A 15,307-nucleotide genomic window follows, 5' to 3' on the forward strand; every position below is an offset into this window, starting at 1 on the left:
ACGGGGCGGATGCAAACAGGGCGCTCACGTCCGACTTATTCTCCACCGGAAGATTCGCCGCCGGAAGCGCCACATGGCCATATCGCTCGCCAACGTCAGCCGCCGGTTCGATGCGGTGCTCGCTCTCAACGACGTCAGCCTAAACGTCGAGGACGGCGCGTTTCTCGCCCTGCTCGGTCCCTCGGGCTGCGGCAAGACGACGCTGCTGCGGCTCGTGGCCGGCTTCGAGAAAGTCAGCGCCGGCACGGTGTTCCTGAACGGGCGTCAGGTCGCGGGGCCGGACCTCCACGTGCCGCCGGAGGAGCGGCAGGTGGCGATGGTGTTCCAGTCCTATGCCCTGTGGCCGCACATGAGCGTGGCCGAAAACGTCGCCTTTCCGCTGTCGGTCGCCCGCGTCCCCGGCCCGCAGGCCGAGCAGCGGCTGTCGCAGGCGCTCGAGGCGGTCGGGCTCTCCCACCTGTCGCAGCGCCGGCCGGATGCGTTGTCCGGCGGACAGCGCCAGCGCGTGGCGCTCGCCCGCGCACTCGTGCAGGATGCCCGCATAGTGCTGTGCGACGAACCGCTCGCCAATCTCGATATCCACCTGCGCGCGGCGATGCTCGACGAGTTCCGCCGCCTGCACCGGGAAACAGGGCGCACGTTCGTCTACGTCACCCATGACCAGGCGGAGGCGCTGGCGCTCGCCTCGCAGGTCGCGGTGCTGAACAGCGGCGTTTTGTCGCAGATCGCCTCGCCGCAGGCCATCTACGCCGAACCGGCGAATATCGAGGTGGCGCAATTCGTTGGCGACGGCGTCATCATCGACGCCATGGCCGAAGGTCCCGCGTCGGATGGCAGGGCGACGGTGCGGATCGCGGGCGAGCAGATCCGCGTCCGCGCCCTGCCCCGGGCCATATCCGGTGCCCTTCCCGCTCCCGTTTCCGTGCTGGTGCGGCCGGAGGCCGTGACGCCGGGCGGCAGCCTCGCAGCGCGCGTCACGGGCGCGACCTACCGCGGGCCGGTGCATGCGGTGACGGCCGTGCTCGACGACGGCCAGAGCCTGCAATTCCATCTGCCGCACGCGCCCGCGATCGGCGAAACCGTCCCCGTCGCGATCACCGACGGCTGGGTGATCCCGGCCTGATCCACTCTCGCCGGAAGCCTATTCCCGCCAGGGCAGGATGCCCGGCGGCAGGCGCGGCGCCAGCGCATCGAGGACCGCCATGATGGCAGCAACCGCCGCGACCGCGGTCAGCGCCACGGCGGCGGCGGGCGAGGCGAAGCCGGCCTCCTCCAGGCTGAACAGCACCACGCCGATGGTCTCGGTGCCCGACGACCACAGCAGGGCGGACACGGTCAACTCGTTGAAGGCGAAGAGAAAGACGAGCAGCCCGCCGGCCGTGGCCGCGGGCGCGACGACCGGCACCACGATGGAGCGCAGCCGCCGGGAGAATCGGGCGCCACAGGCCTGTGCCGCTTCCTCCAGCTCGATCGGCAACTGGCCCACCGCCGCCGACGGCGCCTTGAGCGCCACCGGCAGGAACCGCGCCGCATAGGCGAACAGGATGATGAAGGGGGTCGCATAAATGCTGACACCGAGGATCGGCAGCGGACGCAGGAACAGCAGGATGCAGGCAATGGCCAGCACGATGCCGGGCAGCGCGTAGGGTATCTCGATCACCCCCTCCAGCGTGCCCCGGAACCGCCCGACCCGCCGGTCGAGCGCATAGGCGAGCGGCACGGCGATCAGGGCGAGGAACAGTGAGGCGGAAACCGCGAACAGGAAGGAGTTGCGGAAGGCGCGCACGGTCACGTCCTGGCGCATGAGGACCTCGGTGAAATTGTCGAGCGTCACCGTCGCCCATGTCAGCGGCACGCCGTATGAGGGCACCAGCGCCGCGGCGACGAGGGATGTCAGCGGCAGCACCAGCGCGACCGCCACCACAAGCCACAGCAGTGCCTCGACCACGAGCCGACGCTTCGGATGCCAGACGACGCCGATCGGCCGGCCGCGCGAGAAGCGGGCGGAACGTCCCCCGCCCGCCTCGCTGCGCCCTGCCCGCTTCAGCCACCACGCGGCGAGCCAGACGCCCACGCCCGCGATCAGCGCCACGAGCAGCGACAGCGCCGCCGCGTCGGCGATGATCGAGGGGCCGAAGCTCACCATGCGGCGGTAGATGAGCGTCGGCAGCGTCAGGTAGTTGACCGGCACGCCGAGCAGGGCCGGGATGCCGAAATTGCCGATCGCCGCCACGAACGTCAGCGCCAGCGAGGCGATGAGATACGGGCGCAGCAGGGGCAGCATGACGCTGCGCATCACCCGCCAGGGCCGCGCGCCGGCCGCCAGCGCCGCCTCGGCGAGATCCGCCGGCAGGCTTCGCAGGCCGGCCCTGAGCGTCACGAAGGCGAGCGGCGCGTGGTGCAGCGCCAGCACCAGCATGATGCCCTCGCGGCTCATCAGCGGGTTGTTGCTGCCCGGCGGTGGGGCAAGCCCCAGCGCATTGAGCAGCGGCGACGAAGGCCCCGCCAGCGTAAAATACGCCAGCGCAACAACTTGTGGCGCGATCATCATGGAAAGGATGAAGCAGAACGCGATTGTCCGCTTGGCCCGCACGTCGGTGAGCGTCAGCGCGAAGGCGAGCCCCGCGCCCAGCAGCGTCGCCGCGACGGCCGACACCACGCCGGTCTCCAGGCTGTGCCACGTCGCCCGCATCGCGGCGCGGCCGGCAATCTCCGCCAGCATGGGGCCGGGGTTGAGCTGGCCGCCCGGCGCGACGGCGGCCCAGATCAGCCGCCCGAACGGCAGCACCGCGAACAGGGCCGCCGCGAGCAGCAGCACCGCGACGATCCAGGCGCCCTCAGGCAAACGGCGCAGCCTCGCCGCGCCGCCGATGGTTCGCGCGCCGATGACATCCGTCATTCGGTGCCGTCACTGGCCGAAGATGTCGGCGAACGCCTTCTTGTTCTTCTCCTCGTCCGCGAGCGCCTTGGCGGCATCGAAGGCGAGCACCTTGATCACCGAGCGGTCGGGGAAGCCTTCGGGCAGCGCGACCTCGGGATGGGCCGGGATGTAGCCCTGCTGGCGGGCGAGGTCCTGCCCGTCCTTCGACAGGATGAAATCGACGAACGCCCTCGCCGCCTCGGGGTTCTTCGTGCTGCTGAGGATCGCCACCGGCTCGGTGACGGCGGACACGCCCTCGGTGGGGAACACGAACTCGATCGGCGCGCCCTTGGCCTTCTCGCGGATCGGCATGTAGTCGACGATGACGCCGTAGAGCTTCTCGCCGCCCGCGACCGCCTTGAGCACGACGCCGTTGCCGCCCCCGGCGAGCGCGTCGTTCTCCTTCAGCGCCTCGTAATAGCCCCAGCCTTCCGGCAGGTTGCCGGTGAGCGTGGCGGCGTGGATGAGCGCGGCCCCGGAAGCGAGCGGGCTCGGCATGGTGAGCTGGCCCTTGACCTCGGGGCGCTCCAGGTCCGCCCACGACTGCGGCTTGAAGTCGGCCTTGGTGTTGTAGGTGATGCCGGTGGTGATCAGCTTGGTCGCGAACCAGAACTTCTCGGGGTCGTGCGTGCCGGCCGGATAGGCGGAGACGTCCGCCGCCTCATACGCCGCGAGGCGGCCTTCCTTCTTCAGGCCCTCCATCGTCACGCTGTCGGCGATCAGCAGCACGTCAGGCTGCGGCTGGCCGGCCTCGAATTCGGCGCGCAGCTTGGCGAGCAGCGGCGGCGTGCCATCGCGTACAAAGCTGATATCGACGTTCGGATGCTTCGCCTTGAAGGCGTCGATGGTCTGCTGCGCGTCGGTGTTCGGCTGGCTCGTGTAGAGCACAAGCCTGCCCGACACGTCGGCCGCGAACGCGGCGGCGGGCGACAGGACGGCGGCGGAAACAGCGGCAAGAACGAGGGCGGCGACAGGTTTCATCGAAAAGCGCTCCCAAAGTGAGGCGAATACACCGCCGGCAGCCGGCCCACCGGCGGCCGCGGCCTTTTCCGTCAGGAATGATGACCCCGTTGCCTAGACTTCTGCCATGACGCTGATATGACGCATCCGATTCCCGGCGATTCCGGGCGCCCGGCCCGCCACGACGGGTTGCATCCGCCCCGCCGTGGCCTGTACTGGTAATTGAACTTGCACCGGCGCATCGTCCGTGCTCCAACACGGGCGCGGGGCATTGCCTCGGAAACCCGGTGCAAGCCGTTGGAGGACAGGCCACAATGGCCTCGCCGTCAGCATCCGGATTGCCAGCGTAAGGAGCGGCCCGATGGCCTCGAAACTCGATCAGCTCAAAGCCGTTACCGTGGTCGTCGCCGACACCGGCGACATCGAGACCGTCCGCCGTCTGCAGCCGCAGGATTGCACGACCAACCCCACCCTGCTGCTGAAGGCGGTCAAGTCCGGCGACTATGCCGGCATCGTCGACGAGGCGCTGGCGTGGGGCGGCAGGCTCACCGGCGAACGCGACGAGATCATCGCGCGCATTGCCGACAGGCTGGCGGTGAGCTTCGGCGCGGAACTCGCCCGCATCGTGCCGGGCCGCGTCTCGACGGAGGTGGACGCGGACCTGTCCTTCGACACCGGGGCGACGGTGGCCAAGGCCCGCGCGATCATCGCCGACTATGCGGACCGCGGCATCGGGCCCGAGCGCATCCTGATCAAGATCGCCGCCACCTGGGAGGGGATCCGCGCGGCGGAGATCCTGCAGAAGGAGGGCATCGACACCAATCTCACGCTGCTGTTCTCGCTCGCCCAGGCCGCCGCCTGCGCCGACGCCGGCGTGTTCCTGATCTCGCCCTTCGTCGGCCGCATCCTCGACTGGCACGTGAAGAACGGCGGCGGCCCCTACACGGGTGACAGCGACCCGGGCGTGTTTTCCGTGTGCACCATCTATGCCTACTACAAGCGCCACGGCATCGGCACGGTGGTGATGGGCGCCTCCTTCCGCAACGCCGGCCAGATCGAGGCGCTCGCGGGCTGCGACCGGCTCACCATCTCGCCCGCCTTCATCGACGAGCTTTCAGCCGGCGAGGGCGAACTGCCGCGCCGGCTGTCGCCGGGCAATATCGCCAACGCACCGGAGCGGCTTCATCTCGACGAGGCGGCCTTCCGCTTCGCGCTGAACGAGGATGCCATGGCGACCGAGAAGCTCAGCGAGGGCATCCGCGCCTTCGTCAAGGATCTGCGCAGCCTGCGCGCGCTCATCAACGACCGGCTGGAGCGCCAGGCGTTCTGATGGAATCGGAACGTGCGCTCCAGGTTCTTGAGTCTGCGCAGCCTTGTCGACGAAAAGTGGCACCCGCTTTTCCGCACGCTGCGCGAGAATCCGTTGGTAACCATGGATAGGAAGCTCGGCCATGGTCGACATCGCAACACGGGTCTATAACCATAAATGGAAGATCGATCCGATCGTGCGCTCGCTGCTCGACACGGATTTCTACAAGCTGCTGATGGCGCAGATGATCTTCCGCCGCCGGCGGGACGCACGGGTCACGTTCTCGATCATCAATCGCTCGAAGCACATCCGCCTCGCCGATCTCATCGACGCGGGCGAACTGCGCGAGCAGCTCGACCACGTGCGTTCGCTGTCGCTGACGCGCGGCGAGTCGACCTGGCTGCGCGGCAACATGTTCTACGGCCGCCGGCAGATGTTCGAGCCGGAGTTCATCGCCTGGCTCGAGTCCTTCCGCCTGCCGCCCTACGAGCTCGAGGAGAAGGACGGCCAGTACGAACTCACCTTCGACGGGCCGTGGCTGGAGACGACCTTCTGGGAGATCCCGGCGCTCGCGATCCTCACCGAACTGCGCTCCCGCGCCGCGCTCAAGCACATGGGCCGCTTCGAGCTGCAGGTGCTCTACGCCCGCGCCATGGCGCGGCTGTGGGAGAAGGTCGAGGAGCTCAAGACGCTGCCCGATCTCTCCATCGCCGATTTCGGCACCCGCCGGCGCCACGGCTTCCTGTGGCAGGACTGGTGCGTGCAGGCGCTGATGGAGGGGCTCGGGAGTGCCTTCACCGGCACGTCGAACTGCCTCATCGCCCTGCGGCGCGAGCTGGAGGCCGTCGGCACCAACGCCCACGAGCTGCCGATGGTCTACGCCGCGCTGGCGCCCGACGACGCTGATCTGCTGAAGGCCCCCTATAGCGTGTTGGCCGACTGGCAGGAGGACTATGACGGCAATCTGCTCGTCATCCTGCCCGACACCTACGGCACGACGGGGTTCCTGAAGAACGCGCCGCCGTGGCTGTCGCGCTGGACGGGGCTGCGCGTCGATTCCAAGGACCCGATCGAGGGCGGCGAGGAAGCCATCGCCTGGTGGCAGGAGCGCGGCACCGATCCGCGCTGCAAGCTGATCGTGTTTTCCGACGCCCTCGACGTGCCGGCGATCAAGCGGATACACGCCCATTTCACCGGCCGGGTCCGCTTCGCCTTCGGCTGGGGCACGCTGCTGACCAACGATTTCCGCGGCTTCGCTCCCGATGCCCTGCTCGACCCGTTCTCCATCGTCTGCAAGGTGGTGTCGGCGAACGGCGTGCCCACCGTCAAGCTTTCCGACAACCCGGCGAAGGCGCTGGGGCCCCCGGAGGAAATCGAGCGATACAAGCGGGTTTTCGAGGTGGGCGAACAGATCGAGCGTGAAGTGGTGGTGTGATGGCGGACGACAGGCAAAAGACGGGCAAGGATGAGGCCAACGCCAAGGATCAGGCCAACGCGATGTGGGGCGGCCGCTTCGCCGCTTCGCCCGCCGCGCTGATGGAAGCCATCAACGCCTCCATCGGCTTCGACAAGCGACTCGCCGACCAGGACATCCGCGGATCGCTCGCCCACAGCGACATGCTGGCGGCGCAGGGCATCATCGGTGCGGCGGACCACGACGCCATCCACGCCGGCCTTGCCGCCGTCAAGGCCGAGATCGACGCGGGGACGTTCGAATTCAGGACCGCGCTCGAAGACATCCACATGAACGTCGAGCAGCGGCTGAAGGAGATCGCCGGCGAGCCGGCCGGGCGCCTGCACACCGCGCGCAGCCGCAACGATCAGGTCGCGACCGACGTGCGCCTGTGGGTGCGCGAGGCGCACGACCGCGCCATCGGCCAGATCACCGGCCTGATGCGGGCGCTGATCGCCCAGGCCGCGCGCCACACCGACACCGTGATGCCGGGCTTCACGCATCTGCAGAGCGCCCAGCCGGTGACGTTCGGCCACCACCTCCTGGCCTATGTCGAGATGCTCGCCCGCGACCGCGGCCGGTTCCGCGATTCGCGCAGGCGCCTCAACGAATGCCCGCTGGGTGCCGCCGCGCTTGCCGGCACGTCGTTCCCCATTGATCGCCACGCGACCGCGAAAGCGCTCGGCTTCGAGGGGCCGACGCGCAACTCGCTCGATTCGGTGTCCGACCGCGATTTCATTCTGGAGTACCTGTCGGCGGCCTCCATCTGCGCCCTGCACCTGTCGCGCTTCGCCGAGGAGATCGTGCTGTGGATGACGGCGCAGTTCGGCTTCGTGCGCCTCTCCGACCGTTGGACCACGGGCTCCAGCATCATGCCGCAGAAGAAGAACCCCGACGCCGCCGAGCTCGTGCGCGGCAAGACTGGGCGCGTCTACGGCGCGCTCATCGCCCTGCTTGCGGTCATGAAGGGCCTGCCGCTGACCTATTCCAAGGACATGCAGGAGGACAAGGAGCAGCTCTTCGACGCCGCCGACACGCTCGAGCTGGTGCTCGCGGCCACGACCGGCATGGTGGAGGATCTCGAGGCCATACCCGCGCGCATGGCTGATGCGGCGGGCGCGGGCTTCTCAACGGCCACCGATCTGGCAGATTGGCTGGTGCGCAGCCTCAACATGCCGTTCCGCGACGCCCATCACGTCACCGGACGGCTCGTCGCCGAGGCGGAGCGGCGCGGCGTCGGGCTCGAGGATCTGCCCATCGACGCGTTCCAGGCGGTCGAGGCGGGCATCACCTCCGATGTCTATGCCGTACTCGGGGTGCAGAATTCCGTGCGTTCGAGAAAGAGTTTCGGCGGCACCGCGCCCGATCAGGTCGCGGCCCAGATCGCGTGGTGGAAAGACAATCTATGAGCCCCGCACTGGTGCGGGCCGTTCCGGCGGTCTTTGTCGTCATCTGGGCTACCGGATTCGTCGTGGCGCGGCTCGTTGCCCCCCATGCCGACCCGATGACGTTTCTGGCGCTGCGCTGCGCCCTGGCGGCGGTGGTTTTCACGCTGATCGCCTTCGCGGTCGGCGCCAAATGGCCGGCGACCGCGCGCCACTGGTTCAACGCTCTCGTCGCCGGGGTGCTGATGCAGGGCATCTATCTGGGCGCGACCTTCTGGTCCGCCAAGCATGGCCTGCCGGCGGGGATCATCGCGCTGGTCATGGGCTTGCAGCCGCTGCTGACGGGCGTGCTGTCGGTGCCGCTGCTGGGGGAGCGGGTTTCCGGGCAACGCTGGCTCGGCATCGTGCTGGGCTTCGCGGGCGCGCTGCTGGTGCTGTTCCCGCGGATCGGCGAAGCTTCCGCCGCGTTGCCGTTCGCGGCAACCGCCGTGGCGTTCTCCGGCATGATCGCCATGACGCTCGGCACCATCTGGCAGAAGCGCACGGCCTCGGCGTCCGACCTGCGCACGAACGCCGCGGTCCAGTTCTTCGGGGCCGTCGTGGTGCTGGCGCCGCTCGCGCAGCTGACCGAGGACCTCCACCTCGACGGCTCGCTGGAGATGTGGATCGGGCTGGCGTGGGCCGTCCTCGGCCTGTCGCTGGGCGCGATCACGCTGCTGCTCTATCTGATCAGGCAGGGAGCCGTCGCGGGTGTGGCGACGCTGCTTTATCTCGTGCCGCCGGTGTCGGCGATCATGGCGTTCTTCCTGTTCGGCGAGACACTGGCGCCGGTGCAGATGATCGGCATGGCGGTCGCGGCCGTGGGGGTGGCCATCGCCAACCGGCCCTGACCACCGGCACCTCCCGCCATCCGGCCCCGAAGCAATCCGGGCCGCCCGGCCCCATCCTCAATTGGTCGCCGTATCCGAACGCCTGGACTTCGTCCTGATGGGCGCCGCCGTCTCCACCTCCGCGCTGGGCAGGGCCAGGGTGGGAGCGCCTTTTCCGGTGTAGCGCCACATGGTGTTGAAATTCCAGCCGCTGACGTCCTGGAAGACCTCGGGCTCTTCGAATTCTTTCGATTTCAGGCCCTTCAGGTTGATGTTCTCGTTCTGCGCGTCGCTGACGATGCCTTCTTTCTGCAAGGTGGTTTCCGTGTTCCAGAAACTCGAAATCACGACCCCCTCTTCGTCGTAGCCGACGAGGCCCGCGACATCTTCCTTGCCCCGCACGATGCCGGCGGCGTAGGTGTTCTTGATGACGCTCAGCGTGTTCCAGCCGATCAGGCCGCCGACGCTCTCCTCCCCCTTCACGTCGGCATTGGCGAGAGAATCGTTGATCACCGCCCCCTCGTCCGTGTAGCCGGCGAGGCCGCCGATGCCCTTCTCGCCGGAGACCGTTCCCGCCGTCTGCACCTTCTCGATGATGCCGGCGGTCACGAAGCCCACCAGGCCGCCCGCGGCCTCCGCGCCCTTGACGGAGCCTTCGGCGGAGACGTTCTTGATGGTGGTATCGAAGCCGAAACCCAGCACCGGCCCGACGAAACTCCGTCCCACGACGTTCACCCGCGTCATATAGAAGTTCGATATTTTCGCCCCGTCGGCGGCGCCGAACAGGCCGACCGCCCCCTGCTGGGGCCGCGCGATCGTCAGGCCGGATATGGTATAGCCGTTGCCGTCAAAGGAACCCGTGAAGGGTTTCGCCTCGGTCCCTATCGGCTCGAACCCGCGGCCGTCGTCCCATCGGCTCGTCTCCGACGCGTCGATATTGTTGGCGAGGGTGTAGGACCCGTTGAGGTCCAGCGACATCCTTTGCAGCTCCTGCACCGTCGTGATCCTGTAGGCAGGGGTGGCGCCTTCCGGGGCTTGTTGCGCGGGCTGCTGGACGACGCCGGACGGCAGCGCGGACTGCGGCGATGCGACGACGACATACGCCTGCGGGACGGCGCCGCCCGCGGCAGCCGGAGGCGCCTGCCCGGTCACGAGCTGGTTGACGCCGACGACGCCGCGATCGACGAGATCGATCAGTTTCGGATTGAGAACGACAGGTACACCGGCCAGCACAGCGGCGCCCGCGAAGGCGCCCTTCTTCACGATACCGCCGAGAGACATTGGATACGCCTCCAGTCCTACTGGGATGCAAATAAAATCCCATCGATTATGTCGCACGTACAGGAACAAATTCCAAGAAAAAATAGCGCATTTACCCCGCAGACGAGCAACTTATATCTAGCATGCTATCAATATTGCGCTATTTTTTCAACCGTTATAGATTCACTGTTAGAATCATACTTACTTTTTCTGTCTGTATAGACATCTCTTGCTTTCGATGGACATCGAATGCTCCGGCCGGTAATGCAATTCACTCACCCACGGTGCGCCGGACTCGTGACCCCGACTGCGACATAATGCCGCGCACCGCCAGGACTGGCGACGCGGGTCAGGCGGCCGACGTTCCGAATTGCGCGCAACCCGCAACAGGCCGGGACGATTGCAAAACCGCCCCGTCCGTGGGTCGCGCCGCGCTTCCAGGCACGAATTTCACGCCGGCCGTGCCCCGCAACGGGCGCCGGACAGCACCCCCGGCCGGAATATCCTGTGCAGGCAAGCCGGAAACGCACCGGCACCGAGGCCCGCATAAATATTCATGTAATAACCGATAAAAAAATAATAATATGATCATTAATTGATAATAAAAATATAAAAATTAACTATAAAATAATAAAATTAATATAATATTATTATGTATAATATCATAATTTTACTTATATAAAACTTACTTGATAACCAATTAATATTCAATTATGATGTAACAATCTTTCAGTTCTATGTTTAAGGCGTTTGGAGCGTAGACGATGAACAGGCTGTTCTTGGTCGGCTTTCTTGCTGCGACTCTTGGATTGGGCAGTCCGGCCTTTGCTCTCGATTACACGATCATTGCGCCCGCGGCGCGGGGCGGCGGGTGGGACCAGACGGCCCGTTCCCTGCAGAAGGCGCTGAGGGCTTCCGGCATCTCGCGGACGGTCCGTGTTATCAACGAGCGCGGCGCAGGCGGCATCAACGGCCTGAGGAAATTCGCCCTTCTGGCGGAAGGCAACCCCAAGGCCCTGCTTGTCAGCGGCTATGTCATGGTCGGCGCCATCGTCGCCAACAAGTCGGCGATAACGCTCTCCGACGTCACGCCCATCGCCCGCCTCACCGGCGAGCCCGTCGCCATCGTCGTTCAGGCCAACTCCCCGATCCAGAGCATCGCCGATATCGTCGCCAAACTGAAGGAGGACGTCAAATCCATCTCGTGGATCGGCGGCTCGGAAGGCGGGGTGGACCATATCACCGCCGGGCTCATCACCAAATACGCCGGCGCCCCCGCAAGCAAAATACGTTACACCGGCTTTTCGGGCGGCGGCGAGGCCATATCGGCCATTTTCGAGGATCCGAACGCCGTGGCGCTGTCGGGCTACGGAGAGTTTCGCAACGAAATCAACGCCGGACGGCTTCGGCTCCTCGCCGTCTCGGGCGATACGCGCCTCGAGGGCGTCGACGCGCCGACCTTGAAAGAGGCAGGGGTCGATCTTGCCATCGAGAACTGGCGCATGGTCGCAGCGCCCCCCGGCCTCAGCCCCGAAGACGAGACACAGGTCAAGAGCGACATCGAAAGGCTGGTCGCCTCACCGGCATGGCAGAACGAGCTGAAGGAAAACAGCTGGATCGACACCTATCTCCACGGCGAGGAATTCGAAAGGCAACTCGCCATTTCCATCCAGGATACGGAAGCCGTTCTGAAAGACCTGGGCATCGTGCGCGAATGAACCGCCCGCGCGCCGCCAGCCCTGCTGCCACGCGACGCGGACGCCCGGCTGCGACGGGGCGGCCCGGTCATGGCACGGATATCGACTTGACGGAGACCCTGCGCGATCGGACGGATAGATCGGGATGGCTTGCCGAATGCAAGCCGTCCCGATCCGACGCCCCGGCCGTCGGATGACACGTTCTGATCGATCGGAATTGTCGCGCGAGTTCCGGGGAAGCGCTGAGCGCGCTGCCCGCACCTTCCGCCCGCCGCGCCGGAGAACGAGCGGAAAGCGCCCCGGTCGCGAAGCGGGCCTTACACCCCGAGCGGGTTGAACGTCGTGCTCCCGCGGAAGATCTGGTTCAGGAAGCTCTGCTCCGCGCCGCTCGTCGGCGTGGTGCGGCTGATGAAGTCGAACACGACCCCGTCCTTGAGGCCATAGTGGGCGACGCGCTCCACCCTGAACGCCTGGTTGAAATAGACCGCGACGACGCGCTGGTCGACGATTCGCGGCTCGATGAACTGGACGGTGCGCTCCAGCTTCTGGCTGATGTAGTAGAAGGTCTTGTTGCCGACCGTGGAGACGGTCGAGGGCGTGCCCAGGATCTCGAGCACCTGATCGACGCCGGTGCCGGGCGTGATGCGGGCGAGCGCATCCTCATTGATGACATAGCCGCGCGAGATCGTCTCCCGGCTGCCGCACGACGCAAGTCCGAAACCGGTGAACCCGGCCAGCAGGATCGCCGCCACGACGGAGCTTCTGGACGCAGAGCGTTTGGCGCTGGAATTGCTCACCCGATGGTCTCCTGACTATTGCGCGACCGCCGCTGTTGCGCCAACGACGCGCTTGCATAAAACCCCGCACAGGCCTAACCCGCGTTTTGCGGATTTGCAAGGCGCTATGGCAAGGTACTTCGGCGGGCATAACGGAAAAGCACCCCGGAAAGAGCGGAAAAAGATGTTGTTCGGGCTTTTTGGACGCAAACGCGACACGAGCGCCGTCGAGCGGCTCTACAAGCACGTCGCCGCCGCCTCGCGCGCGCCTTTCCTTTATACGCATTTCGAGGTGCCGGACACGCTGCAGGGCCGCTTCGACTCTCTCACCCTGCATGCCATGCTGGTCATGCGCCGCCTGCGCGCCCTGCCGGCGCCCGCCGGCGACGTATCGCAGGATCTTGTTGATATCCTGTTCCGCGAAGTGGACCGCGGCCTGCGCGAGATCGGCATCGGCGATCTCTCCATCCCCAAGAAAATGAAGCTCTTCGCCAAAACTTTCTACGGCCGGGCAAGGCTGTTCGACGAGGCGCTCGACGCCGCCGACGAGGCGCTGCTGTCTGACGCGCTGGCGCGCAATGTCGGCGCCGACGCGCAGCGTCTGTCGCAATTCGCCCGGCATATCCGCCACGTTGATGCAACAATGGCTAACTACGATCTTCAGCGTATTCTGTCCGGGGCGCCCCTGTTTCCGGACGCGCCGCGTGACTGATAACGACACTACCGACGCCGTATGGCGTCTAACCGGCCGTCCAGGCAGCCTTGCTCCAGGCAACCTCGCTCCTGGCAGCCTCGCTCCTGGCGGCCCCATCCGAGGGAGGTCCATCATGACCGAGACCGAATCTTTTCCTCTGCGACACATCTTCAACGTGGCCGACCTGAAGCCCGAAGGCGTGAACGTGACCGTGGAGACCACCCCGGAGGAGCGCGCGGCGCTGGCGAAGTTTCTCGATCTGCCCGCCATCCACCGGCTGGAAGGCACCTTCCGGCTCACCGGCAACGAGCGCAGGGTGACGGTGCGGGGCGACGTGCACGCGGCCATCGTGCAGATCTGCACCGTGTCGCTGGAGCCTTTCGACACCACGGTGCACGAGGAGGTCGAGGTGGTGTTCGAGGACCCCGACGTCGTCTCGCTGGGCTCCCGCGCCAAAGCGTCCGGCGCGGCGGACAGGGCGGACGACGCGCCCGACCTCGAATCAGAGCTCGACGCGCCCGACGACCTGATCGACGGCAAGATCGATCTCGGCGCGCTCACGGCCGAGTTTCTGGCGCTGGGGCTCGACCCCTATCCGCGCAAGCCGGGCGTCGAATTTTCCTACGACGACGGCGCGGCGGCGAGCGAATCGCCCTTCGCCGCCCTCTCCGATCTCAAGGCAGCCAGGCCCGCCGGCAAGAAGTAGCGCAACGGGCGCGCGCGGTCCGAAACCGGCCCGGCGACGTCGGTCGACAGGGCCGCGCGGCCCGGGTTGAGGATGGCTGCACCTGGAATGGGGATACCGTACTTGACAGACGCACGCACGAGAGCGTGTATCTGTTGCATATGATATTCGGATCGCGGCCCGCCGGCGCGCCATCCGCCGGGAGTACGACGCATTCACTATGGCTGCACCGATCACGATTGCGCTTGACGCCATGGGCGGGGATTACGGCGCGTCCGTCGTCGTGCCCGGCGCCGCGATCGCGCTGGAGCGGCGGCCGGATATCCGCTTCATCCTTCACGGCGATGAGAACGTCATCGCGCCCTTGCTGGTGAACCATCCCGCCCTGCGGGCGGTATCCGAGATCCGCCATACCGACGTGTTCGTGAAGATGGACGACAAGCCGAGCCAGGCGCTGCGCTCGGGCCGCTACAAGTCGTCGATGTGGCAGGCGATCGAGGCGGTGAAAACCGGCGATGCGCATGCCGCGGTCTCGGCCGGCAACACCGGCGCGCTGATGGCCATGGCCATGTTCTGCCTCAAGACCATGGCGCCCATCGACCGCCCGGCGATCGCCGGCATCTGGCCGACGCTGCGCGGCGAGAGCATCGTGCTCGACATCGGCGCGACCATCGGCGCGGACGCCACCCAGCTCGTCAACCTGGCCCTGATGGGGGCGGCGCTGGCGCGCGCGGTCTTCGACATCGAACGCCCGAGCGTCGGCCTGCTCAACGTCGGCGTGGAGGAGATCAAGGGCAACGAGGCGGTCAAGGAGGCCGGCCGGCTGCTGCGCGAGAACGAATCGCGGCAATTCATCTACCACGGCTTCGTCGAGGGCGACGATCTTGGCAAGGGCACGGTGGATGTCGTCGTCACCGAGGGTTTCGTCGGCAACATCGCGCTGAAGGCGGCGGAGGGGACGGCGCGGCAGATCGCGAGCTACCTGCGGGCGGCCATCGAGCGCTCGTTCTGGGCGCGCATCGGCTATCTGTTCGCCCGCGGCGCATTCGAGGCGCTGAGGGAGAAGCTCGACCCGCGCCAGGCCAACGGCGGGATCTTTCTCGGCCTCAATGGTATTGTCATCAAGAGTCACGGCGGCACGGACGCCTACGGATTTGCGGCTGCGGTCGAACTCGCCTACGACATGGCGCGTTTCGGTCTCATCGACCGCATTCGCGATGCGCTGCCCCAGTCGCAGCCGTCCGAAGCCGAGGCGGTGTAGCCGGACACGGCCCAGCGCCACAGATCAATTAAGGGGAG

The 15,307-nt window shown here is 66.5% G+C and carries 13 protein-coding genes; 9 read left to right on the forward strand and 4 right to left on the reverse strand.

The features are described 5' to 3' along the window. Window positions 1-73: 73 nt before the first annotated feature. Window positions 74-1,123 (forward strand): ABC transporter ATP-binding protein, encoded by a 1,050-nt coding sequence (locus ACUSIJ_RS01090; protein ID WP_449306494.1) that lies wholly within the window; start codon window positions 74-76, stop codon window positions 1,121-1,123. Window positions 1,124-1,141: 18 nt separating this feature from the next. On the opposite strand, the gene ACUSIJ_RS01095 is transcribed toward ACUSIJ_RS01090, so the two are convergent. Together ACUSIJ_RS01095 and ACUSIJ_RS01100 are read right to left on the reverse strand one after the other, a co-directional pair. After that, complete coding sequence (locus ACUSIJ_RS01095; protein WP_449306495.1) at window positions 1,142-2,899, reverse strand: ABC transporter permease; 1,758 nt, start codon at window positions 2,897-2,899, stop codon at window positions 1,142-1,144. 9 nt (window positions 2,900-2,908) lie between these two features. Then, a complete protein-coding gene (locus ACUSIJ_RS01100; RefSeq protein WP_449306496.1) occupies window positions 2,909-3,901 on the reverse strand; it encodes an ABC transporter substrate-binding protein in 993 nt (330 codons plus the stop codon). Between the two features lie 340 nt (window positions 3,902-4,241). Here ACUSIJ_RS01100 and tal point away from each other — a divergent pair, with 340 nt between their 5' ends. From tal to ACUSIJ_RS01120, 4 genes are all read left to right on the forward strand, one after another. Further along, window positions 4,242-5,210 carry a transaldolase gene (tal, locus tag ACUSIJ_RS01105; protein ID WP_449306497.1) on the forward strand — a complete coding sequence of 323 codons (969 nt, stop codon included), beginning with the start codon at window positions 4,242-4,244 and terminating at the stop codon, window positions 5,208-5,210. 121 nt (window positions 5,211-5,331) lie between these two features. Next, on the forward strand, window positions 5,332-6,624 hold the full coding sequence (gene pncB, locus ACUSIJ_RS01110; protein ID WP_449306498.1) for a nicotinate phosphoribosyltransferase: 1,293 nt from the start codon (window positions 5,332-5,334) through the stop codon (window positions 6,622-6,624). Further along, window positions 6,624-8,051 carry an argininosuccinate lyase gene (argH, locus tag ACUSIJ_RS01115; protein WP_449306499.1) on the forward strand — a complete coding sequence of 476 codons (1,428 nt, stop codon included), beginning with the start codon at window positions 6,624-6,626 and terminating at the stop codon, window positions 8,049-8,051. Before pncB ends, argH begins: the two co-directional genes overlap by 1 nt. Then, the gene (locus ACUSIJ_RS01120; protein ID WP_449306500.1) at window positions 8,048-8,917 is read left to right on the forward strand and encodes a DMT family transporter; all 870 of its coding nucleotides are present in this window, start codon (window positions 8,048-8,050) and stop codon (window positions 8,915-8,917) included. Before argH ends, ACUSIJ_RS01120 begins: the two co-directional genes overlap by 4 nt. A gap of 57 nt (window positions 8,918-8,974) precedes the next feature. Here the strand turns inward: ACUSIJ_RS01120 and ACUSIJ_RS01125 are convergent, their stop codons facing one another. Then, window positions 8,975-10,177: a hypothetical protein gene (locus ACUSIJ_RS01125; RefSeq protein ID WP_449306501.1), complete on the reverse strand. Its 1,203-nt coding sequence runs from the start codon at window positions 10,175-10,177 to the stop codon at window positions 8,975-8,977. Window positions 10,178-10,920: 743 nt separating this feature from the next. Here ACUSIJ_RS01125 and ACUSIJ_RS01130 point away from each other — a divergent pair. Further along, a complete protein-coding gene (locus ACUSIJ_RS01130) occupies window positions 10,921-11,874 on the forward strand; it encodes a Bug family tripartite tricarboxylate transporter substrate binding protein (RefSeq protein WP_449306502.1) in 954 nt (317 codons plus the stop codon). Window positions 11,875-12,170: 296 nt separating this feature from the next. Here ACUSIJ_RS01130 and ACUSIJ_RS01135 read toward each other — a convergent pair whose 3' ends face one another. Then, window positions 12,171-12,650 carry an outer membrane protein assembly factor BamE gene (locus ACUSIJ_RS01135; protein WP_449306503.1) on the reverse strand — a complete coding sequence of 160 codons (480 nt, stop codon included), beginning with the start codon at window positions 12,648-12,650 and terminating at the stop codon, window positions 12,171-12,173. On the opposite strand from ACUSIJ_RS01135, the gene ACUSIJ_RS01140 reads away from it, so the two are divergent. From ACUSIJ_RS01140 to plsX, 3 genes are all read left to right on the forward strand, one after another. Beyond that, window positions 12,631-13,341 (forward strand): ubiquinol-cytochrome C chaperone family protein, encoded by a 711-nt coding sequence (locus ACUSIJ_RS01140; RefSeq protein WP_449306504.1) that lies wholly within the window; start codon window positions 12,631-12,633, stop codon window positions 13,339-13,341. The genes ACUSIJ_RS01135 and ACUSIJ_RS01140 overlap by 20 nt on opposite strands. A gap of 115 nt (window positions 13,342-13,456) precedes the next feature. Next, window positions 13,457-14,029: a YceD family protein gene (locus ACUSIJ_RS01145; RefSeq protein WP_449306505.1), complete on the forward strand. Its 573-nt coding sequence runs from the start codon at window positions 13,457-13,459 to the stop codon at window positions 14,027-14,029. Window positions 14,030-14,228: 199 nt separating this feature from the next. Then, window positions 14,229-15,269, forward strand: coding sequence for a phosphate acyltransferase PlsX (plsX, locus tag ACUSIJ_RS01150; RefSeq protein ID WP_449306506.1), 1,041 nt, complete (start codon window positions 14,229-14,231; stop codon window positions 15,267-15,269). Window positions 15,270-15,307: the final 38 nt, after the last annotated feature.

It is taken from the genome of Pseudochelatococcus sp. B33, assembly GCF_053570585.1.